Source organism: Streptomyces olivaceus (assembly GCF_000721235.1).
Classification (GTDB): Bacteria; Actinomycetota; Actinomycetes; order Streptomycetales; family Streptomycetaceae; genus Streptomyces; species Streptomyces olivaceus.
Window position 1 is genome coordinate 187901 of record NZ_JOFH01000005.1, and the last position, 19740, is coordinate 207640.

General features: G+C 73.4%; 13 protein-coding genes. 6 read left to right on the plus strand and 7 right to left on the minus strand.

Annotation, left to right across the window (positions count from 1 at the left end):
* Positions 1-45: 45 nt before the first annotated feature.
* Positions 46-2736, plus strand: a complete 2691-nt coding sequence (locus IG94_RS0108625) for an AAA family ATPase (protein WP_031033129.1) — start codon at positions 46-48, stop codon at positions 2734-2736.
* A gap of 56 nt (positions 2737-2792) precedes the next feature.
* Here the strand turns inward: IG94_RS0108625 and IG94_RS0108630 are convergent, their stop codons facing one another.
* Positions 2793-3881 (minus strand): alcohol dehydrogenase catalytic domain-containing protein, encoded by a 1089-nt coding sequence (locus IG94_RS0108630; protein ID WP_031033130.1) that lies wholly within the window; start codon positions 3879-3881, stop codon positions 2793-2795.
* Positions 3882-4276: 395 nt separating this feature from the next.
* Here IG94_RS0108630 and IG94_RS0108635 point away from each other — a divergent pair, with 395 nt between their 5' ends.
* Entirely contained in the window at positions 4277-5920 is a 1644-nt protein-coding gene (locus tag IG94_RS0108635; RefSeq protein WP_078892223.1) for a serine/threonine-protein kinase, read from the plus strand.
* Between the two features lie 31 nt (positions 5921-5951).
* Here the strand turns inward: IG94_RS0108635 and IG94_RS0108640 are convergent, their stop codons facing one another.
* The 3 genes from IG94_RS0108640 to IG94_RS0108650 form a co-directional block, all read right to left on the minus strand.
* Positions 5952-6425 (minus strand): MarR family winged helix-turn-helix transcriptional regulator, encoded by a 474-nt coding sequence (locus IG94_RS0108640; protein ID WP_031033133.1) that lies wholly within the window; start codon positions 6423-6425, stop codon positions 5952-5954.
* The gene (locus tag IG94_RS0108645; protein WP_031033134.1) at positions 6422-7510 is read right to left on the minus strand and encodes an alkene reductase; all 1089 of its coding nucleotides are present in this window, start codon (positions 7508-7510) and stop codon (positions 6422-6424) included. Before IG94_RS0108645 ends, IG94_RS0108640 begins: the two co-directional genes overlap by 4 nt.
* Before the next feature lie 98 nt (positions 7511-7608).
* Entirely contained in the window at positions 7609-8523 is a 915-nt protein-coding gene (locus IG94_RS0108650) for an NADP-dependent oxidoreductase (RefSeq protein ID WP_031033135.1), read from the minus strand.
* 261 nt (positions 8524-8784) lie between these two features.
* Here IG94_RS0108650 and IG94_RS0108655 point away from each other — a divergent pair, with 261 nt between their 5' ends.
* Positions 8785-10479 carry a serine/threonine-protein kinase gene (locus IG94_RS0108655; RefSeq protein ID WP_031033136.1) on the plus strand — a complete coding sequence of 565 codons (1695 nt, stop codon included), beginning with the start codon at positions 8785-8787 and terminating at the stop codon, positions 10477-10479.
* 56 nt (positions 10480-10535) lie between these two features.
* The gene (locus IG94_RS0108660) at positions 10536-12464 is read left to right on the plus strand and encodes an FHA domain-containing protein (RefSeq protein WP_031033138.1); all 1929 of its coding nucleotides are present in this window, start codon (positions 10536-10538) and stop codon (positions 12462-12464) included.
* Positions 12465-12521: 57 nt separating this feature from the next.
* Here IG94_RS0108660 and IG94_RS0108665 read toward each other — a convergent pair whose 3' ends face one another.
* Positions 12522-14342, minus strand: coding sequence for a glycoside hydrolase family 3 protein (locus IG94_RS0108665; protein ID WP_031033139.1), 1821 nt, complete (start codon positions 14340-14342; stop codon positions 12522-12524).
* A 250-nt stretch (positions 14343-14592) separates the two neighbouring features.
* On the opposite strand from IG94_RS0108665, the gene IG94_RS0108670 reads away from it, so the two are divergent.
* Entirely contained in the window at positions 14593-15375 is a 783-nt protein-coding gene (locus tag IG94_RS0108670; protein ID WP_031033141.1) for a thioesterase II family protein, read from the plus strand.
* Positions 15376-15596: 221 nt separating this feature from the next.
* Complete coding sequence (locus IG94_RS0108675; RefSeq protein ID WP_052410604.1) at positions 15597-16700, plus strand: serine hydrolase domain-containing protein; 1104 nt, start codon at positions 15597-15599, stop codon at positions 16698-16700.
* A 78-nt stretch (positions 16701-16778) separates the two neighbouring features.
* Here the strand turns inward: IG94_RS0108675 and metX are convergent, their stop codons facing one another.
* The gene (metX, locus tag IG94_RS0108680; protein ID WP_078892224.1) at positions 16779-17927 is read right to left on the minus strand and encodes a homoserine O-acetyltransferase MetX; all 1149 of its coding nucleotides are present in this window, start codon (positions 17925-17927) and stop codon (positions 16779-16781) included.
* On the minus strand, positions 17924-19285 hold the full coding sequence (locus tag IG94_RS0108685; protein WP_078892225.1) for a bifunctional o-acetylhomoserine/o-acetylserine sulfhydrylase: 1362 nt from the start codon (positions 19283-19285) through the stop codon (positions 17924-17926). The genes metX and IG94_RS0108685 overlap by 4 nt, the downstream gene beginning before the upstream one ends.
* Between the last annotated feature and the right edge of the window lie 455 nt (positions 19286-19740).

Here is a 19740-nt window from a genome sequence, read left to right on the forward strand (position 1 = left end):
GAGCCCCTTTGTCCGGGCTCCGGCGGCTGGCCTACCGTATGCGCCATGAGAACGGTGCACTTCTCCGGTCGGCTCGTCGGCAGGCAGGAGGAGACCGGTCGTCTGGCCGGACTGACCGCCGCCGCACGAGCCGGACGCGGCGGCGCCCTCGTCCTGACGGGTGAGCCGGGCACGGGAAAGAGCGCCCTTCTGGACCACGCCCGGCGGACGGCCGACGGGATGCGACTCGTGCGGGCGTGCGGCTCGCGGTTCGAGAAGGAGCTGCCGTTCGCCGCCCTCCACCAGCTCTGCCTGCCGATGCTGGGGCACCTCTCCGAGCTGCCCGCGCAGCACCGTGACGCGCTGCGGTCCGCGTTCGGGCCGGCGGCCGGTGCGCCCGACGTCTCCCGCGTCGGTCCGGCCGCGCTGGACCTGCTCTCCCGCGCGGCCCGTGCGCAGCCGCTGCTGTGCCTGATCGACGACGCCCACTGGCTGGACTCCGCGTCGTCGCACGTGCTGGCCTTCCTCGCCCGGCGCATCGCGGGCGAACCCGTCGCCATGGTGTTCGCCGCCCGACCGGTGGGCGTGGCGGGGGAGTTGACCGGGTTGCCCGGCCTGTCGCTGAGCGGGCTGAGTGACACCGACGCACGGATGCTGCTGGCATCGCTCAGCCACACGGCCGTCGACGACCAGGTGCGCCGGCGGCTCGTCCTGGAGGCGCGCGGCAACCCCCTGGCGCTGCTCGAAGTCCCGTCGGCCGGGGGATACGCACCGCTGGACACGTCGTCGGTGCCGTCCCCCACGGAACGCGGCCACCGGTCCAGGATCGAGGCGCTGCCCGCCGCCGTGCGGCTGCTGCTGACGGTGGCGAGCGCCGACCCGACGGGCGACGCCGCGCTGCTGTGGGCCGCTGCCCGGCACCTGGGCATCGACGCCACGGCGTCCGCCGCGGCCGCGACCGCGGCCGGGTTGGCCGAGTTCGCCACGCAGGTGCGCTTCTGTCACCCACTGGCCCGTTCCGCGGTCTACCGGGCCGCCGCGCCCGGGGAACGCCGGCGGGTCCACGGGGCGCTGGCCGCGGTGACCGACCCGGCCACCGACCCCGACCGGCGGGCCTGGCACCGCGCCCAGGCAGCCTCCAGCCCCGACGCCGACGTCGCCGCGGAACTGGAGCGCCACGCGCCGCGTGCCCAGACGCGCGGCGGTACGGCGGCCGCGGCGGCGTTCCTCGAACGGGCCGCCGCGCTGTCGCCCGACACCGCCGAGCGGACCGCGCGGACGCTCGCCGCGGTGCGGGCGCACATCGACGCAGGCATGGGGGAGAGGGCGCGGCAACTCCTCGCGACGGTCGAGGACACGGCCATGGGCCGGCACCGGCTCGCCAGGGTCGACGTCCTGCGCGGACAGCTCGCCCTGTTACGTCAATCCGGGGGCAGCGGACCGGTGTTCGCCCTGCGCGCCGCCCGGCGACTCGCCGAGGTGGACCCGGCAGGCTCCCGCGCCCACCTCCTGGACGCGCTCGAGATGAGCCTGAGCACCGGCCGCGTCACCGGGGCACTGGACGTCGTCCTGGCGGCCGCCCGGACCGCGGCACCCGCACCGCGCTCCCCGGACGCCCTGGACGCCTTCGTCCGGCTGACCACGGAGGGCCCCCGGGCGGCGTATCCCTTGCTGCGGAGGGTCCTCGACGGGGAGGACGCCCCGATGTGGACCCGGCGGCCCGCACTCGCCGTCGTACTCGCCTCGGAACTGTGGGATCCGCACACCCACACCGAGATCACCGAGTGGCTGATGAAGACCGGCCGTGCCTCGGGCTCTCCGCCGCTGCTCCGACTGGGTCTGGTGCGGACCGCGACCGGCAGCGCCCTCTCCGGCGACCTCGGGCGGGCGCAGGCGGCGATCGCCGAGGAGGAGGCCGTGGCCCACGCGGTCGGCGGGCCCGCGGTGACGTACCACAGGCTGCAGCTGGCCGCGATGCGCGGCCGCCGCGACGAGGCCGTCGCGCTGTTCGAGGCAGTCGGTGCGGCGGCGAGGGCCGACGGTACCGGGCAGCCGGACACCGACGTCCACTGGGCGGCCGCCGTACTGCACAACGGCCTGGGCGAGTACCCCGCAGCGCTGGCCGCGGCCCGGCGGGCCGTCGCGCACGGTGGCCTCCAGCCTGCCGGACTGGTCCTGCCGGAACTGGTGGAGGCGGCCGTCCGGTGCGGCGAGCACGCCGCCGCGGCGGCCGCTCTGGAGCCGCTGACCGAGAGCACCGGGGCCGGCGGAACCAGCTCGGGTCTGGGCATCGCGGCCTATGCGCGCGCCCTGGTCACCGGGCGGGAGGAGCACTACCTGGAGGCCGTCGAGCACCTGGAGAAGAGCCCCCTGGCACCCTACCGGGGCAGAGCCAGGCTGCTGTACGGGGAATGGCTGCGCCGCCGGGGCCGCAGACGCGACAGCCGCGCCCAGCTGCGCGCCGCGCACGAGCTGCTGTCGGCGGCCGGGGTCGAGGCGTTCGCCCGGCGAGCCGCGGACGAACTGCGTGCGACCGGAGAACGGGCCCAGAGCCGCTCCCGGGCGGCGGCGGACCGGCTCACCGAACAGGAAACGCACATCTCACGGCTGGTGTCCACCGGTGCCACCTCGAAGGAGATCGCCGCCAGGCTGCACCTCAGCCCGCGCACCGTCGACGCACATCTGCGCAACATATTCCGCAAACTCGGCATCACCTCGCGCCGACAGCTCACGGGCCACCCGGCGCTGGACGTCTGACGCCTTCCGGCCGCCGGGGCAGAACCGCGTCCCGGCCCGCCGCATACCCGTTCCCGTCAGCCGGCCGGAGGAACGAGGACCGTGCGGTCGAACGGGCCACCGTGCGCGGCGGCGTGGGCGACGGCGTCGTTGACGGCGTCGAGGCCGAACGTCCGCACCCGCTCGGGGGCGAGATCCAGGGCGCCCGACGCCACGAGGCGGACCATGCCGACGTTGGCGGTGCGCGGGTACATCCACTGGCCGCGCACGGTGACCGAGTTGCGCATGATCCACCGGTACGGAAGCGCGATGTCCTCGCCGCCGAGCATGCCGACGCCGCCCATGAGGACGACGCGGCCGTTCGCGCGCACGGTCATGGCCGCCGTGCGCGACACCGAGCCGGGCGCGCTCGGCGGGAGCAGGTCGATCACCATGTCGACCGGGCCGTCCGCCGCCGCCGACATCGCCGCGCGGTCGGCGGCCTCGTCCCCGGTCAGCAGGACCGGGCGGAGACGGGAACCGAACCGGTCGGCCAGCAGGTCGAGGGCGGCCCGGTTGCGGCCCGGGGCGACCACACGGCCCGCCCCCATCGCGACCGCGACGGCGACCGCGCTGCTGCCCAGGTTGCCGGTGGCCCCGCTGACGAGCAGCGTCTCGCCGGCCGCGAGCCCGCCTGCCAGCAGGCCCCCGTAGGGGATGCAGTGCACACCGAGCGCCGCCCAGCGCGCCGGATCGTCCGCCGCAGCGGCCGGCAGCGGGTAGGCGTTCTCGGTCGGAATCCGCATGAACTCGGCGAACGAACCGTCGGGCCAGTTCCGGGCGAGCCGCGCCCCGCCCTCACCGCGCGAACTCCAGCCCTGGAGCGCGATGTCGGGTGCCAGGGCGTCGTCCCGCGAGCGTACCGTCGAGTCGCACCACACCAGGTCGCCGGGGCGCAGCCGGGTGGCGTCCGGGCCGACGCGGACGATCCGGCCCACACCGCCGACGCCGGGCACCACGGGAGGGACGAGGGGGTAGTTCCGTTCGCCGCTGAAGACCTCGGCGGCGTAGGGCGCGACACAGGTGGCGAGGACCTCGACCACCGTCTCGCCGCCCCCCGCCTCGGGCCGGGCCACCCGGCGCACCGAGAGGGGTGCGCCGAAGCGTGTCAGGACTGCTGCTCGCACGTGATGACCTCCGTGTTCGACCGTGCCGGTGCGAACGACACTAGGAGCCGCACCGGCCTGCGGGAAGCGACGATCAGGCATGCCCGCCATGCGTACGTCGCATGGCCACCGGAGCTAGGGGGTGTCGTTTGGATCTGGTCGGTTCCAGGCAACAGTGCCTTGTTGCCGACCCGAGCGGGGTCTGGTGCGTGCAGCTGCAAGGCGGAGGAGGGCGACAGGGCGGAGCCCTGGCAACCGACGACAACGCCGCAGATGCGCGTGCCGGGCCCCGCGACCCCGACAAGATCCAAACGACACCCCCTGGGGCGGGTACTGGCCCACCGGTGCCGCGGAAGTGCGGATATCTTGACGGCACGCGGCTCAAGAGGGCCGCGGCGAGAACGGGAGGTCGCGCGATGCCAGCCGGAGGCACTCCGAAACGGCCCGTCGACAGGCACGCGTCGGAGCAGCACCGGCTGATCGCCGGGCGGTACCGGCTGCGGGAGCTGCTGGGCAGCGGCGGCATGGGCGCGGTCTGGCGGGCCGAGGACGAATTCCTGGGCCGGGACGTGGCGTTGAAGCGCATACACGTCCAGCCGCACCTCTCCGACGACGAACGCGAGCGTCTCCACGAGCGCACCCGCCGCGAGGCCCGCAGCGCCGCGAGGATCACGCACCCGAGCGTCATCGTCGTGCACGACGTCGTCGACGACACTCCGGGCGGCGACGAACCGGCGGGCGCCGCCGGCCCCGCGCTGCCGTGCATCGTCATGGAGTACGTCCGTTCCCGCACCCTCGCGGAGGTACTGGACGAGAGGGGCACCCTGCCCCCGGCCGAGGCCGCCCGGATAGGCCACCGGATGGTGACCGCACTGAGCGCCGCGCACGCGGCGGGGGTGCTGCACCGGGACGTGAAACCGGGCAACGTCCTGCTCGGCGCCGACGGCCGGGTGGTGCTCACCGACTTCGGCATCGCCGTGTCCACCGGTACCTCCACCCTCACGAGGACCGGGGAGATCGTCGGCTCGGTCGGCTACCTGGCCCCCGAGCGGGTCCGGGGCCGCACTCCGGGCCCCGCCTCCGACCTGTGGTCGCTCGGGGCGACCCTCTTCGAGGCCGTCGAGGGCTACAGCCCGTTCCGGCGCGACACCGCCATGGAGACGGTGTACGCGATCGGCGTCGACCCGCTCCCGGCCCTCACCGCGCGGGGACCACTGGCCGACCTGATCGCCGAACTCCTGCGCAAGGAGCCCGAGTCACGGCCGGGAGCCGCGGAGACCGGGCAACGCCTGGAGGCCGCGGCGGTGTCCACGGCGACGGCGGACACCGCGCGGCTCCCCGCACCCGCCACCCACACCGCGGATGTGCCGGTCCCCTCCGGGACGGTGCCCGCCGGCGACGGCGCGTCCGGCACGCCCGCCCGACGGCGTGCCGTGCGCGTGGGGCTCGCCATACTGGCCGCCGCGGCGGTCGCCGGCGGGGGCGTGGCCTATCTCGCCGGTCAGGACGGGGAGTCCCGGAACGCCGCACCGGACACCGCGGCCACCGGGCCGTCGCCGTCCCCGGAGGCATCGGACGGCAAGGAGCCCTCCGCCACCCCGTCGGGCCCGCGGTACGCGACCGCCGAACCACTGGGCCCCGGGCTGGCGATGCCCGTGCCCGAGGGCTGGCGGCGGGACTCGGCGGGGGCCGACGTGCTGTACGTGGACCCCACCGGCACGGTGCGGCTGCAGATCGGCGCGACCGACTTCGAGGACGTCGGTCCGAAGGCCAACCTCGAACAGGACGAGGAGTCCTCACGGGCCGGGGGCAAGCTTCCGGACTACGAGCGGCTCCGCCTCGACGGAGCGGAGTACCGCGGACAGGACGCGGCCGTCTGGGAGTTCACCTTCGCCGGCGAGACCCGCCGCTTCCGCGCGATCAACTTCGGGTTCGGCACCGCCGACGGCCGCCACTTCGCGCTGTACCTGTCCGCTCCGGCGGACCGCTGGGGCGACTACGTGGGCGTCTACGAGACGGTCCGGGACGGCATCGACACCGGGGACGGGGAGTCCGCGTAGGCCCGCTGTGCGCCTTCGGCCGCCGCGCCGGTCACTCTCGCTCCGCCCGGCCGTGGTCCCGGATGGACTGCTCGACGGCGTACGCGGTCACGGTGAACGCCTCGATCTGCTCCGGCGTCAGGTGCCGGACCGAGATCTCCTCCAGGCTGCGCCACATGTCCGTGATGGGTTCCCGCAGGGCGCGGCCCTCGTCGGTGAGACGGACGACCATGACCCGCCGGTCGTGTGCGGCCGGCTCGCGGGTGAGCAGCCCTGCCTCCTGCATGCGGCGCAGCGACTTGGAGACCGTCGAGTGATCGAGACCGACGGTCTCCAGGAGTTCGGACTGGGTCTGGCCGTCGCGGTCGAACAACTGCATGAGCAGCAGCTCCTGGCCCGGGTGGAGATTCATGTCGCGGAGCATGGCGGCGGCGTGGCCGCGGTGGACGCGGGCGAGCTGGAAGACGGCGTAGCTGAGGCGTCCGTCGCGCGCCGTGCCGGGGGTCCTGGACGCGGGGTCGGTCATCGTGCTCCTCGTGCGTCGCCGCGGGTCGGGTAGTCGGTGTAGCCGGTCTCGCCGCCGCCGTAGAAGGTGGCCGGGTCGGGGCTGTTCAGCGGCGCTCCGGAGCTTATCCGCTCGACCAGGTCGGGGTTGGCCAGCGCCATCGTGCCGACGCTGACGACGTCGGCCCGGCCCTCGGCGACGTCCCGGGCCCGGGTAAGCAGGTCGGCGCCGGGCCGGTTCAGGACCAGGGTGCCCGGCCACAGCGACCGCAACGTGCCGAGGAGCCGGTCGTCCCCGGCGTGGACCAGGTGCAGGTAGGCGAGGTCCAGTGGGGCGAGCGCGCGCACGAGCGCCGGGTACAGGGTGTGCACGTCGTCCTCGCGGACGTCGTTGTACGGGTTGCCGGGGGAGAGGCGGATGCCGGTGCGCCCGGCGCCGATCTCGTCCGCGACGGCCGCGGCGACCTCCACGGCGAAGCGGATGCGGTTGTCCACGGAGGCGCCGTAGCGGTCGGTGCGGCGGTTGGCGTTGCCGGACAGGAACTGGTGGAGGAGGTAGCCGTTGGCGCCGTGGATCTCCACTCCGTCCGCGCCCGCCTCGACGGCGTACGCGGCGGCGCGGCGGAAGTCGCCGACGGTCGCGGCGATCTCCCCGAGGGAGAGTGCCCTGGGTTCGGGCATCTCCCGCGGCCCGTTCGCGGTGAACATCGTGCCGGCCGGGCGGACCGCGGAGGGCGCCACCGGCTGCCGTCCGTGCGGGGTGTTGTCGGGGTGGGCGATGCGCCCGGTGTGCATGAGCTGGACGACGAGGCGGCCTCCGGCGGCGTGTACGGCGTCGGCGACCTTGCGCCAGCCGGTCACCTGCTCCTGGGAGTGGATGCCGGGTGTGAGCAGGTAGCCCTGCCCGTCGGGCGAGGGCTGGGTGCCCTCGGTGATGATGAGCGCGGTCGAGGCGCGCTGGGCGTAGTACTCGGCGTTCATCCCGGTCGGCACGCCCTCGGGCGTCGACCGGTCGCGGGTCATCGGGGCCATGACCAGACGGTGCGGCAGCCGGAGGTCTCCGGCACGGGCGGGCTGCCACAGGGCGTTGAGGTCGGTGGTGGACATGCGGGGTTCTCCTCGGGTGCGCGAGAGACGGGTGACGAGAGGCGCCGGCGGGGCCGGTGCGGGTGCCGGCCCCGGTGGGACCGGCACCCCCGGGGCGGTCAGTCGACGGTGAGGACGAGCTTCCCGCGGCTGTGGCCCGCGTCGCTGGCCTGCTGGGCCTTGGCCGCGTCGGACAGCGGGTGGGTCGCGCCGACGGTGGTGACCAGGGTGCCGTCGGCGGCCTGCCGGGCGAGTTCGGCGAGGCGGGCCGCCGAGCGGCGCTGGGGGCCCTCGGAGAAGACGACGCCCAGCTCGCGGGCGCGGAAGTCGGCGGTGGTGACGATCCGGTCCGTGCCACCGCGCAGCGTGATCGAGTCCTCCAGCGCGCCCTTGCCCGCGGCGTCGAGCACGGCGTCGACGCCGTTCGGGGCGAGCGCGCGGACCCGCTCGACCAGGCCCTCGCCGTAGACCAGCGCGGTGGCGCCGAGCGAGGACACGTACTCCTGGTTGGCCGGGCCCGCGGTGCCGATGACGCGGGCGCCGCGGGCGACGGCGAGCTGGACGGCCACGGTGCCGAGTGCGCCGGACGCGCCGTGGATCAGCAGGGTCTCGCCGTTCTTGACGTCGAGCAGGTCCAGGGCCCGGTCGGCGCCGTCGCCGGCCACAGGCAGCGCGGCGGCATGCGTCCAGTCCAGACCGGCCGGCTTGTGGGCCAGGACGGTCGCGGCGGCCAGTGCGTACTCGGCGTACGAACCGGTGTCCGACCACCCCAGCACTTCGTCACCCGCCTTGAGCCGGTCGACGCCCTCGCCCACGGCGTCGACGATCCCGGCGATCTCACCGCCGGGGACGGCCGGCAGCGTGGTGGGAAAGATGTTCTCCATGGCACCGGAGCGGATCTTCCCGTCCACCGGGTTCACGCCGACCGCCCGGACGCGCACCCTGACCTGCCCGGTGCCGGGCTGCGGGACCTCGGCCTCCGTCTCGTGGAGGACCTCGGTACCGCCGAACGTGTCGAAAACGATGGCCTTCATGGCTGCTGTCTCCTCGAAGAGTGAACCCGAACCAATTATGTGGCTGGACACGTAAAACGTAGCACCAGTTAGGTGGCTAGCCAAGTAAGTCTGTGGAGTCGTCTCCCCGGACCCGTCTCCGTGCGACGGGTCCGCCGGTACTGCGGCTGATGTTCCGGAGGGTTCGGTCGGCGCTCAAGTGCCTTGCGCACGTGGTGAGTCGGTGCCGGACGAGGACTCATAATGTCTGTGGCGGTACGGCCGAGACAGGGAGTTGAACCCATGCACAACCAGGACGCGGCCTCGCCCGGCACCGGGGGCGAACGGCTGGTCGCCGGGCGGTACCGACTGCTGTCCGTGCTCGGAGAGGGCGGCATGGGAACGGTGTGGCGCGCCCGCGACGAGGTGCTGCACCGCGACGTGGCGGTCAAGGAGGTGCGTGCCGCGACGGAACTGCCCGCGGCCCGGCGCGCCCAGCTGTACACCCGGTTGGAGCGGGAGGCGTGGGCGGCGGCCCGGATCAACGCCCGTGGGGTGGTGACCGTTCACGACGTGGCGACCTTCGACGGCCGGCCGTGGATCGTGATGGAGTTCGTCCGCGGCCGGTCACTGGCCGACGTGATCGGCGCCGAGGGGGCCCTGCCCTCCGCGGAGGCCGCCCGCATCGGCGCCGAGGTGCTGGCCGCACTGCGGGCGGCGCACGGTGCGGGAGTCCTGCACCGGGACGTGAAGCCCGCCAACGTCCTGCTCGCGGACGAGGGCCGGGTCGTGCTCACCGACTTCGGGATCGCCACGGTCGAGGGTGACACGGCGCTGACGCTGACCGGCGAGGTCGTCGGTTCGCCCGAGTACGTCGCGCCGGAGCGGGCGCTGGGCCGCACCCCCGGCGCCGCCTCCGACCTGTGGTCGCTGGGCGTGCTCCTCTACGCGGCGGTACAGGGCCGGTCGCCGTTCCGCCGGACGACGGCTCTCGCGACGCTGCGGGCCATCGTGGACGACGCTCCACCCGCGCCGCACCGGGCGGGGCCGCTCGCACCGGTCATCGAAGGCCTGATGCACAAGGACCCCGGCAGGCGGATGACCGCCGAACAGGCCGAGCGTGAACTCCGCCTGGCCGCAGGGGAGTCGGCTCCCGCCCCGGAGACCGACGGCGACCCCGGCACCGGCACCGACCCCGGCACCGTCACCGACATCGGCAACGAGACGGCAACGGCCACTGCCACCGCCCTCGCCGTCCCGTCCTCGGCGACCTCGCCGGCCACGGCCGAGGCCACGGTGGCGGAGGAACCGCCGACCGTCGTCAACGGGCCGCCGGAACAGCCCGGGACGACGGCCGAGCCGCGCGCCACAACCGTACCCACACCCCCACCGGCGTCTGCGCCCGCACCTGCGCCGTCCTTCGGACCTCCGCCCCCGGGGCCGGGCTTCGGACCGGTGATCGCGCCGCCCGGCCCCGGGTCCGAGCCCGCCACCGCTGCCGCACCGGCCCGGCGCAACCGGCGCACCGCGTACCTGATCGGTGCCGGTGCGGCCGTGCTGGTGCTGCTCGGCGGCGGCCTCACCTACGCGCTCGTGGACAAGGACGGCGGCACAGAGGGCGGCGGGAAGGAGGGGGACGGCGCGTCCGCGTCGCCGCCCGTTTCCGTGACGGTGGCGGGCGGCGCGACGGCGTACGAGGGCAGTTGCCCGCCGGGAGAGGGGCAGGCACCCTGGTTCACCGCCACGTTCACGGCACGCTCACCCTTCCAGGTCTCCTACCGGTGGGTCTCGGAGAACGGAACGGTGGTCGACCGGGAGTGGCGGACGCTCACCTTCCGGGAGGGCGACCCGGCCACGAAGAAGGAAACGGTACGGCTGTCGACGTACGCGCGGGAAGGGACGCTGCGCAGCGCCATGGCGGTGGAGATCCGCGAGCCCTTCGACGCCAAGTCCAACTCGGTTGCGTTCTCGGTGACTTGCCGTCCGGCCGGTGAGTGAACCGGACGACATGCAGTAGATACTTCAACCAGCCGCATTTTTCCGAAGGAGTATCCATGTTGTCGGTTCTCGTGGGACGCACCGGTCCCTTCGCCGGTCAGAGCGTGGTCCTCGGCGACGCTCCGCTGACGTTCGGACGCAAGAGCGACAACGACATCGTGATCGTCAATGTCAGCGCCTCCCGACTGCACGCGGAGATCGTCGTCGAGGACGGGAGGTACGTGCTGCACGACCGCGACAGCAGGAACGGCACGTACGTGCACGACCGGCGCGTGACCCGGCACGAGCTGACGCCCGGCGACACCATACGCATCGGTGACGAGACCTTCCTCTTCGAGACGCAGGAGGCGGTGGAGACGGTCATGGACCTCTCCCAGCTCGCCCTGCCCCGCGCCGACGCGACGAACGACCCCGGCGTGCTCCGAGTGACGGTGACCGGTGGCGGCCCGGTCGGGCTGGCCTTCGCGCTGCTTCTGGAGGACGCGCTGCCCGGCCGGGTCTCGGTCACCGTCCACGACGGCCGGTGGATCCGCAGCGGCACCTCGGTCGTCTGGAAGGACGAGAGCCACGGCAACGTCCGCCGCCAGCAGGTCGTCACCGTCCAGAGCCGGCAGTACCTGGCGCTGACCGAGGAGATGCGGACGACGGTGTTCGAGGAGGGCCACTTCTCCGAGATGTGGCCGCTCGGCCCGGACTCCGTGAGCGGGCGGCCGCCGCGCAACATCCGCATCGCCCACATCGAGGACCGGCTGCTGGAACTGGCCAACACCAAGCCGGCGATCCGGCTGGTGCCCAAGCGTTTCGACCCGGCCGAGAGCGAGCACCTCGTCGCGCGCGACCACGTACTGGTCGTCTGCGAGGGCGGCCGCTCCCGCACCCGCGAGCACTTCGCGGACCGCTTCGGCGCGGCCGACGCCTCCATCTACTCCGTCGACGGGGAGCACCTCCAGGACGTGGTGCTGGGGCTGCGGGTCAAGTCCCGTCTCCCGGACCCGATGAGCGTCCTGCTGACCGTGGCGCAGAACCGGTTCCTGCTCAACTCGCTGCGCGGCGAGGGCTTCCTGAACATGCGCCTGACCCGGGAGGAGGCGCGCAGCATCGTCGGCATCGACCCGGTGCGGCAGGTCTTCGAGGAGTGCATCGCGGCCCGGCCGTGCGTGATGAGCCGCCAGGAGGACAACGAGTTCGTCTGCCCGACCCACGGCACGCTCTTCCTGCCCGCCCTGCTGCGCGGTTCGCCGCTGTGGAAGCGGATCCTGGAAGGTCTGCGGCTGTTCGGCGTGGCCGAGGACGACCTCAGCGCCGTCACGTCGTTCCGGCTGGACATGGTGCAACGGCCCCGGTTCACCGCACAGCTCACCCGTCCGGTCGGCGACCGCCCCGGGACGTACGGCTTCCTGCTGGGGGACGCGGCGAACGCCATCCACTTCTGGCCGGGCCGCGGTCTGAACAGCGGCCTCGCCTCAGCCGTGTCCCTGGCCCGCTCCCTCAGCCGGGTCTGGCAGGGGCGCCCGCTGCGCGACGCGGACTTCATCCGGCACGAGGCGGCGATGTCGATGCTCCAGTACCGCCACAAGAGCCGCGCCTGGAACGCGATGGTGTCGACGGACGAGCGCGGCGTGACCCGGGCGATCAAGGACATCATCGACCGCAGCATGGAGGGCGCACCGGCTGCCGGGAGCCCCGCGCCGGCCGGGACGACGGGTGGGGACCTGGAGGTCCTCCTCGACCGCATGCGGTCGATCCGCGACCGCCTCGCGGCCCGCCTGCCGGGCCTGCCCGACGACGAGGAGCTGCGGACCCACCTCTCCGCGCTGGCCCCCGCCACCCTGCGGACACTCCAGGAGAGCGGCGCCTGGGACACTCTGATCGTCGGCGGCGAGGAAGCGGACATCGACATCTTCTACCAGCAGGACGCCCCCGTCTTCGTCCCCGCGGCGCCCCGCGCGACCGACCCGGCCCCGGATCCCCGGACGCCGGCCTGACCCCGCGCCCCGCGCCCCCGCGGGCCGTTCCCTCAAGCCGGCGGCGGGCCGCGGACGTCAGGCGTCGTAGGACAGGCCGTGCCCGGCGCGGAAGAGGACCTCGGCAGGGTCGTCGGCCCGCTGGACGGGCACCGGCAGCCGTCCGAGGGGTGCGACGCGGCCGGCGATCACCCGCGCTGCGGCGCGCAGTTCGACCTCGGTCCAGCAGTAGGAGGCAAGGGAGGCCGGGACGTCGCCGAGATGGGCGATGTCGTAGGGGTTGCGCACCGCGAGGTGGACGACGGGGACACCCGTCGCGAGCAGCCGGGACACCAGCGTGCGCTGGGCGCTGGTGGCGCCGACGTTGTCGGTCGTGACCACCACCGCGTCCCGTCCCCGCGCCGCGGCCACGGCCTCGTCGATCTTCGCCGCGTCGGGCTCCCCGCCGGTCGCGAGGTGGGTGGTGCGGTAGCCCAGTTCGTCGAAGGCCCCGGCCAGTTCGGGCACCGTGGTGCGGCTGTCGTCGGTCGGGAAGGCCGGGCTGGCGCCGACCACCAGCAGCTTCCTGTGTCCGCGGGACAGCGGGAGTGCCGCGTTCTCGTTGACCAGCAGGGTGGTGGTGCGCTCGGCGATCCGTGCGGCGGCGGCCCGGTGGCCGCGGGCGCCGACGACCCGGTCGACCTCCGTCCGCGAGACGTAGGGACTGCCGCTGAGCAGGCCCGCCTTGTCCTTGATGCGCAGGATGCGCAGGACGGACTCGTCGAGTCGGTCCTCGGTGATCTCTCCGCTGCGGACGGCGGCCAGAACCCCGTTGTAGGCGACGCCGATGTCCGGCGGGAACAGCAGCTGGTCCGCCCCGGCCCGGAGGGCGAGGACGGGTACCCGGTCGTCGCCGTACTTGGTGCGCACGCCCTCCATGTTGAGGGCGTCGGTGACGATCACGCCCTCGAAACCGAGTTCGCCGCGCAGCACTCCCTGAAGGATCGCGGGCGACAGGGTGGCCGGTTCGTTGCTGGGGTCGAGTGCGGGAACCTGGAGGTGCGCGGTCATGATCGAGTCGACGCCGGCGGCGATCGCGGCCCTGAAGGGCGGGGCGTCGACCCGGTCCCACTCCTCGCGGGTGTGCGTGATCACGGGCAGGCCCGTGTGGCTGTCCTGCGCGGTGTCGCCGTGCCCGGGGAAGTGTTTGGCGCAGGCGATGACGCCGCTCTGCTGGTAACCCGTCACCTGCGCCGCCACCATGCGGCTGACCTCGCGGGCGTCGGCGCCGAACGAGCGGACGTTGATGATGGGGTTGGCCGGGTTGACGTTGACATCCGCGACCGGGGCGAAGTTCTGGTGGATGCCCAGGGCGGCGAGTTCGGTACCCGATATCCGTCCGGCGGTGCGCGCGTCCGGGAGCGAGCGGCCCGCGCCGAGAGCCATCGCGCCCGGCAGCTGCGTCGCGCCGCTGCCGATACGGACGTTGACCCCGTGCTCCTGGTCGATGGAGATCAGGGACGGAATGGGCGTGGGCAGCGCGAGCGAGGCCCGCTGCACACCGTTCGACAGGTCCGCGATCTGGCGGGGATCCCGGATGTTGTTCGTCCAGCCGTGGAAATAGATGACACCGCCGATGTGATATTTGGCGATCAGCTCGGCGACGGTGCGGACGCCGAGTTCCGCGAGGTTGCGGTCCTGGTCGGACCGGCTGGGAGAAGTCGCCGACGTACCGTGGAAGTACGGGACGAACAGCTGGCCGATCTTCGCCTCGACGCTCATCCCGGAGATGATTCTCCTGAGGCGGTGGTCGCGCCCGTGCGCGGCCGCGGGGGCGGCGCCCACGACACCCGTCGCGCCCGCGGCGGCCAAGGTCGCGGAGGCGAGAACGGTCCTCCTGGACAGACTCCGGTTCTGCATGCGGGCGTCTCCTTCCAGTCTTGCCCGGCAAGGGGATTGAAAGAAACGTGCAGACTCCGATCAGCGGGAAACGTAGCCCGCGGATCACGGGCGGGCAAGAGGCCGTGACGCTGCGGGGGGCCGGCGGGCCCGCGGAGCAGGACGGGCGGACCGGCCGTGTAACGGTGGCATGCACGGATACCGTGACGACCAAAGACCGAGAAGGTCGGTGGGTGCGGCTACCCGCCGGGCCGAAGGGAGCAGTTCCACGATGGCACCACCCGCCCCGTCCAAGAACTCATGGTTCCGTACGTTTCACCCGCGTCCGCAGGCCCGGTTCACCCTGGTGTGCCTGCCGTATGCCGGAGGGTCCGCGAGTGCGTTCTTCTCGCTGTCCCGGCGGCTGCCCTCCGACGTCGAGGTCCTTGCCGCGCAGTACCCGGGGCGACAGGACCGGTTGCGGGAGCCGTGCCTCGAAACGGTGCCGGACCTGGCCCGTGGTGCGTTCGACGAACTGGGGGCGCTGGTCGCGGGCCGGCCCTTCGCCCTGTTCGGGCACAGCCTGGGCGGTGCCGTGGCCTTCGAACTGGCGCGGCTGCTGGAACGCGGGGGTCCGGCCGCGCCGTGTGCGCTGTTCGTCTCCGGGCGGCGTGCGCCGTCCGTCGAGGGGGACCGGGGCGTACGCTTCCGCGACGACGAGGGGCTCGTCGACGAGCTGCGGGAGCTGGAGGGTACGGACAGCCGCGTCCTGGACGAGCCCGAGCTGCTGCGACTCGTGCTGCCGACGCTGCGCGCCGACTACGGTGCGGCGGAGACGCACCGCACCGGGGCGGATGCCGTGGTGGCCGGGCCGGTCGTGGCGCTCGCGGGGGACCGGGACCCGCATGTCGGGCTCGACGAGGTGGAGGCGTGGCGCGGGCACACCACCGGTGCCTTCGAGATGAAGGTCTTCCCGGGCGGTCACTTCTTCCTGACCGACCACGAACCCGAGATCGCCGCACTCGTCACCGACACCCTGCACGCCACCCTCCGCCCGGGCCCCGTCGCGGGCTGAGAGCGAGGGTGGACAGGCACCTCCCGTGCACCACGCACCGCGGCTTGCCGCACGGTGGTGCTGGGGCTACCCGAGACACGGGCGCCAACGCTACTGACCCGCGCCCGTGTCACCGGCATCGTTCTCCATGTCGAATTCGGAGAACCCAAGGAGTGCCGGTGCACAGGAAACCCCTCTCGAAGCTGCGCAGGAGCCTGCTGGTCCTGACGGCGGCAGGGCTGATGAGTACGGCCGTGACCTATGTGGCGGTGGCGGACCAGCCCGACGCCACCCGTGATTCGGCCCTCCAGAAGAGCCTCGACTCGCTGGTGAGCCGGGACAAGTACCCGGCGGCGATCGCCTGGACGAGCAAGGACGGCCGGACGACCTCACTGGTCGCCGGCTCCTCCCGGCTGGACAAGCAGGTGCCGGTCCCGCACGACGGCCAGGTCCGGGCAGGCAGCAACACGAAGACCTTCACCGCGACCGTGGTCCTCCAACTGGTGGCCGAGGGCAAGGTCGACCTGGACGCGTCCATCGAGACCTACCTGCCGGGGGTGGTCCGCGGCGACGGCATCGACGCCGACAGGATCACCGTGCGGAACCTCCTGCAGCACACCAGCGGTCTCCCCAACTACACGGAGCACATCGGCCTGGAGGACTTCGAGAAGGTCCAGCACAAGTTCTTCCACCCCCACGACCTGCTCGCCGCGGCCCTGGCCCAGCCCGCCGACTTCCCTCCCGGCACCGAGTGGGCGTACAGCAACACCAACTACCTGCTGGCCGGTCTGCTGATCGAGCGGGTGACCGAGCGACCGGTGCAGGAGGAGATAACCGAACGAGTGATCAAGAAGGCGGGTCTGCGCCACACCTACTGGCCCCAGCCGGGCGACCAGTCCATTCGGGGGCCGCACCCGCACGGGTACACGACGGGTAACCTGGACAAGGGCAACGTCGTCGACGCCACGGAGATGGACCCGTCCTGGGGCGGAGCGGCCGGTCAGCTGATCTCGACACCGAGTGATCTCGCCACCTTCGACCGCGCGCTGATCGACGGCAGACTGCTCCCGGCCGAGCAGCTGGCCCAGATGCGGGACACGGTCGACGCACCGCTGTTCCCCGGATGGCGCTACGGGCTCGGCCTGTTCAGCGTGCCGCTCAGCTGCGGCGGGGTGTACTGGGGGCACGGCGGCGACATCGACGGATTCGAGACCCGCGGCGGCGCGACCGACGACGGCCGTGCCGTGGGGCTCGCGGTGACCGCGCTGCCGGGGACCTTCGGCGACGACCCGGAGAAGGCGGCCGAGGCGGTCGTGTCCGCCGTGGACACCGCGTTCTGCGAGTGACCGAGCAGTCCGCAGCGCGGGGCCCGGCGCGACGTGGCAACCCCCGCCGTCCCGTCCGGAGGCGTCCTGTGGACGGGGTCAGGCGGCGAGCAGTTCCGCCACGAGTGCGGCGACCTGTTCCACGGCGATGAGGAAGCCGTCGTGGCCGTGGCGGGACTCGATCAGCCGGAGACGGTCGGCCGTGGTGATGCCCGCCGCCAACTCCGCCTGCTGGGACGGCGGGTAGAGACGGTCGGAGTCGACACCGGCCACCAGGGCGGGGGCGGTCACCCGGCGCAGGGCGGCGCGCACACCACCGCGGCCCCGGCCGATGTCGTGGCTGTTCATGGCCTCGGACAGCACGACATAGCTGCCCGCGTCGAACCGCCGTACCAGCTTGGCGGCATGATGGCCCAGGTAGGAATCGACCTGGTACCTGCCACCGCGCCACGGGTCCTCGGCCCCCTGGTGCGCACGGCCGAAGCGGTCCTGGAGCTCCGGTTCACTGCGGTACGTGAGGTGGGCGAGCCGCCGGGCCAGGCCGAGACCGGCGTGCGGCCCCGGGCCGGTGCCGTAATAGTCCCCGCCGTGCCAGTGGGGGTCGGAGCGGATGGCCTGCACCTGGGCGCCGGCCCAGGCGATCTGCTCGGCGCTCGCCGCCGCGGCCGTGGCGAGCAGCAGCAGCGCACCCGTCCGCTCCGGGTACGCCACGGCCCACTCCAGGGCCCGCATCCCGCCCATCGAACCGCCCACCACCAGGGCCCAGCGGCCGATGCCCAACTCGTCGGCGAGCAGGGCCTCGGCGGCCACCTGGTCGCGCTGGGTCAGGAACGGGAAGTCACCGCCCCACGGGCGCCCGCCGGGGCGCGGGGAGGACGGCCCGGTGCTGCCCTGGCAGCCGCCCAGTACGTTCGGGGCGACGACGAACCACCGGTCCGTGTCCAGTGCCCGGCCGGGCCCGACCAGCCCGTCCCACCAGCCGGGGGTGGGGTGGCCCGGCCCGGCGGGACCGGCGACATGGCTGTCGCCGGTCAGGGCGTGCAGCACCAGCACGGCGTTGGAGCGATCCGGTGCGAGACGGCCCCAGGTCTCGAACGCGAGCCGTACCCGCGGCAGTTCGCCCCCGGCCTCCAGAGGCAGCGGGCGGCCGCGGTCGAACCACCGGCGCCGCCCGGGCGGGTCCCCCTCCCGCCAGGCACCGGTGGCCGGCGGAAGGGGAGCCTGCGAAGACGTCAGTACGGTGTTCAGGACGCGCCCTTCGCCGCCCGGAACCCCGCGTCGAGGTCGGCCCTGAGGTCGGCGAGGTTCTCGATGCCGACGGACAGGCGCACGAGGCCGGGGGAGGCGCCGGCCGCCGCCAGCTGCTCCTCGCCGAGTTGGCTGTGCGTCGTGGACGCCGGGTGGATGATGAGGCTGCGGACGTCACCGATGTTGGCGAGGTGGCTGAACAGCTCGACGGCGTCCACGAACCGCTTGCCCGCCTCGACGCCGTCCCGCAGCTCGAAGGAGACGATCGCGCCCGCGCCGTGCGGCAGGTAGCGCTGCCCCGCCTCGTACCACTGGCTGGAGGGCAGCCCGGGATAGTGGACGGCGGCGACCTCGTCCCGCTGCTCCAGCCACTCGGCCAGGGCCAGGGCGTTCGCGGAGTGCCGCTCGATGCGCAGACTGAGCGTCTCCACACCCTGCAGCAGGAGGAACGCCGAGTGCGGGGAGATGGCGGGCCCGAGATCACGCAGCAACTGGACGCGCAGCTTGACGGCGAAGGCACCCGGGCCGAGCGCGGGCCAGTACCGCAGTCCGTGGTAGCTGGGGTCGGGGTCGCTGAAGCCGGGGAACCGCTCGGAGTGCGCCCCGAAGTCGAAGGTGCCGCCGTCCACGACCACACCCGCGACGGCGTTGCCGTGCCCGCCCAGGAACTTGGTCGCCGAGTGCACGACGACGTCCGCCCCGTGCTCGATCGGCCGCAGCAGGTAGGGCGTCGGCACGGTGTTGTCGACGATCAGCGGTACGCCCGCCTCGTGGGCGACGTCCGCGACCGCCCGTACGTCCAGCACGTTGCCGCGCGGATTGCCGAGCGTCTCCGCGAACAGCGCCTTGCTGTTCGGCCGGATCGCCGCCCGCCAGGCATCGACGTCGTCCGGGTCGTCGACGAACGACACCTCGATGCCGAGCCTGGGCAGCGTGTGCCGGAACAGGTTGTACGTACCGCCGTACAGCGACGCGCTGGAGACGATGTGGTCGCCGGCGCCCGCCAGCGTGAGGATCGCCAGGGCCTCCGCCGCCTGACCGGAGGAGAGCGCGACGGCGGCCACCCCGCCCTCCAGGGCGGCGACCCGCTGCTCGAAGGCGTCCTGGGTGGGGTTGTGGATGCGGGTGTAGATGTTGCCGGGTTCGGCCAGTGAGAACAGGTCGGCGGCGTGCTGCGTGTCCCGGAACACGAACGACGTCGTCTGGTAGATCGGGGTCGCCCGGGCGCCGGTCGCCGGGTCCGGCGCGGCACCGGCGTGCACCTGCTTGGTCTCGAAGGACCAGGCGGAGGTGTCGAGGCCGGTGGGCTCGTCGTCGGGGGTGTGTCCGGCGGTGACGGAGTCGAGGGGCTGGGACATGGTTCTCCCTTGTGCGGGTGCGGAGTTGCGGCGCGCGGAGTGTCGAGCGCGCGGCCGTGCGACGGTGGTGTGCTCCGGGTGGTGACGGCTTGCTTCGGACACGGCGGAACACGCCGTGGCACGACGCACCGCTGGACCGCGACCGCTCCCGAACAGGGCGGCGGCCGGTATCAAACGGTGGGAAAGGGCCGGTCAGCGACCGGAGCGCGGACTCAGCGCGCGGTCGAACAGCCCGTGGTGGTGACGCGCGCGTAGTCGACGTGGCGGCGGGTCACGAGCACGGTCATGGCACCCAGGTAAGCACACGGCGGACGGGGCGCACCAGCACTCCGCGCCCGACCTCCGGCATTGACACACGCAGGACACAAGCCTGTTGCGGAACGATCCGCAGCGGCTCCGGCACGGGTGGGGAAACGGACGTCCCGGCGCGCACGCCAGGCGCCGGCCGGCCGCGT

Excerpts from the sequence above, each read along its gene's own strand:
- IG94_RS0108625 (WP_031033129.1), top strand. The coding sequence starts at position 46 with ATGAGAACGGTGCACTTCTCCGGTCGGCTCGTCGGCAGGCAGGAGGAG.
- IG94_RS0108635 (WP_078892223.1), top strand. The coding sequence starts at position 4,277 with ATGCCAGCCGGAGGCACTCCGAAACGGCCCGTCGACAGGCACGCGTCG.
- IG94_RS0108640 (WP_031033133.1), bottom strand. The coding sequence starts at position 6,425 with ATGACCGACCCCGCGTCCAGGACCCCCGGCACGGCGCGCGACGGACGC.
- IG94_RS0108645 (WP_031033134.1), bottom strand. The coding sequence starts at position 7,510 with ATGTCCACCACCGACCTCAACGCCCTGTGGCAGCCCGCCCGTGCCGGA.
- IG94_RS0108650 (WP_031033135.1), bottom strand. The coding sequence starts at position 8,523 with ATGAAGGCCATCGTTTTCGACACGTTCGGCGGTACCGAGGTCCTCCAC.
- IG94_RS0108655 (WP_031033136.1), top strand. The coding sequence starts at position 8,785 with ATGCACAACCAGGACGCGGCCTCGCCCGGCACCGGGGGCGAACGGCTG.
- IG94_RS0108660 (WP_031033138.1), top strand. The coding sequence starts at position 10,536 with ATGTTGTCGGTTCTCGTGGGACGCACCGGTCCCTTCGCCGGTCAGAGC.
- IG94_RS0108665 (WP_031033139.1), bottom strand. The coding sequence starts at position 14,342 with ATGCAGAACCGGAGTCTGTCCAGGAGGACCGTTCTCGCCTCCGCGACC.
- IG94_RS0108670 (WP_031033141.1), top strand. The coding sequence starts at position 14,593 with ATGGCACCACCCGCCCCGTCCAAGAACTCATGGTTCCGTACGTTTCAC.
- IG94_RS0108675 (WP_052410604.1), top strand. The coding sequence starts at position 15,597 with ATGAGTACGGCCGTGACCTATGTGGCGGTGGCGGACCAGCCCGACGCC.
- IG94_RS0108685 (WP_078892225.1), bottom strand. The coding sequence starts at position 19,285 with ATGTCCCAGCCCCTCGACTCCGTCACCGCCGGACACACCCCCGACGAC.